The sequence below is a fragment of the Lamprobacter sp. genome (assembly GCF_034860625.1).
In the GTDB taxonomy this organism is placed as follows: Bacteria; Pseudomonadota; Gammaproteobacteria; order Chromatiales; family Chromatiaceae; genus Lamprobacter.
Window position 1 is genome coordinate 1 of sequence record NZ_JAYESN010000484.1, and the last position, 1,548, is coordinate 1,548.

The 1,548-nt window shown below is 60.3% G+C and carries 2 protein-coding genes; one reads left to right on the top strand and one right to left on the bottom strand.

All coding sequences use genetic code 11. The features are described from left to right. Nucleotides 1-101: 101 nt before the first annotated feature. Nucleotides 102-1,133 (top strand): tyrosine-type recombinase/integrase, encoded by a 1,032-nt coding sequence (locus VBE63_RS29075; protein WP_416274722.1) that lies wholly within the window; start codon nt 102-104, stop codon nt 1,131-1,133. A 60-nt stretch (nt 1,134-1,193) separates the two neighbouring features. Here VBE63_RS29075 and VBE63_RS29080 read toward each other — a convergent pair. Then, a partial coding sequence (locus VBE63_RS29080) for a lytic transglycosylase domain-containing protein (RefSeq protein WP_323686458.1) occupies nt 1,194-1,548 on the bottom strand: 355 nt, incomplete at its 5' end.

Here is a 1,548-nt window from a genome sequence, read left to right on the forward strand (position 1 = left end):
AAATTGTTTGACGAGCGAGGTTTGTACCTGGAGATCTCGCCGCGGGAGGCAAGTGGTGGCGGCTGAAGTACCGGTTCGAGGGTAAGGAGAAGCGCCTCTCGTTGGGGATTTACCCTGATGTCGGGCTCAAGGATGCGCGCAGCCGGCGCGATCGTATGCGTCAGCTGTTAAGCGAGGGTGTCGATCCCAGCGCTAACCGGCGTGCTCAGCAATCCGCGAGTGAGGAGCAAGCAGCGGATAGCTTCGAAGTCGTCGCGCGCGAGTGGTTCACCCGGCATTCCGCCAATTGGGCACCCAGCCATTCAAGTCGGATTATCCGGCGACTGGAACGGGACCTGTTTCCTTGGATCGGTCGCATACCAGTTTCAGCACTGAAGCCACCGCAAATCTTGGAGGTCATTCGCCGCATCGAGGACCGAGGCGCGTTGGAAACCGCACACCGCGCCTTGCAGAACTGCGGGCAAGTGCTTCGCTTTGCGGTGGCGACAGGGCGCGTCGAACGTGACCCCACCGGTGATCTTCGCGGCGCTTTGCCGCCGGTCAAGTCGGACCATTTCCCTGCGATCACCGATCCAGCGCAGGTCGGCGCGATGCTGCGCAGCATCGACAGCTACCGCGGCACGCTCACCGTGCGCTGCGCGATGCGATTGGCACCTTTGGTCTTCGTCCGTCCTGGTGAACTACGCCACGCAGTATGGGAAGACTTTGACCTCGACGTTGCGGAATGGCATGACACCGTCTCAAAGACCAATACGCCACACATCGTTCTGCTATCACGACAGGCCGTCGACATACTGCGCGAGATCCAGCCACTGACCGGCAACGGACGCTATGTGTTCCCGAGCGCCAGAAGCCCCGATCGGCCGATGAGCGACAATGCTATCTTGGCCGCGATGCGTCGCATGGGCATCGAGAAGTCCGAGATGACCGGCCATGGTTTTCGCGCGATGGCTCGAACAATCCTCGACGAAGTCTTGAATTTCCGCCCCGATTTTATCGAGCACCAGCTCGCCCACAGCGTTCGCGATCCGAATGGTCGCGCCTATAACCGGACCGCGCATCTGGCCGAGCGGCGAAAGATGATGCAGGCATGGGCAGATTATCTCGATGAACTGAAAGCGAGAGTGACTTAACCTCGGGTTTGGCGTCTAGCGTCGCCAACGTGATCTGACAACGCTGATAAGAATTTGTACTCAACCAACTCCCAAATAACCCAACACCCGCTGCACATACTGCTGCGTCTCCCGATACGGCGGAATGCGGTTGCCATACTTGGCGACCGCACCCTCGCCGGCATTGTAAGCCGCGAGCACGAGCTTGAGATCACCTTCGAAGCGATCGATCAGCACACGCAGAAAAGCGACACCACCCTCGATATTCTGCGCTGGGTCCCAGACATCGCGCACACCGAACCGCCGCGCCGTCGCCGGCATCAGCTGCATCAAACCGCAGGCCCCCGCCGGAGACCGTGCGCGCGGATCATAGGCTGACTCGGCGCGAATCACGGCATGGATCAGTTCGGGGTCCAGACGATGACGTTCTGCGGCA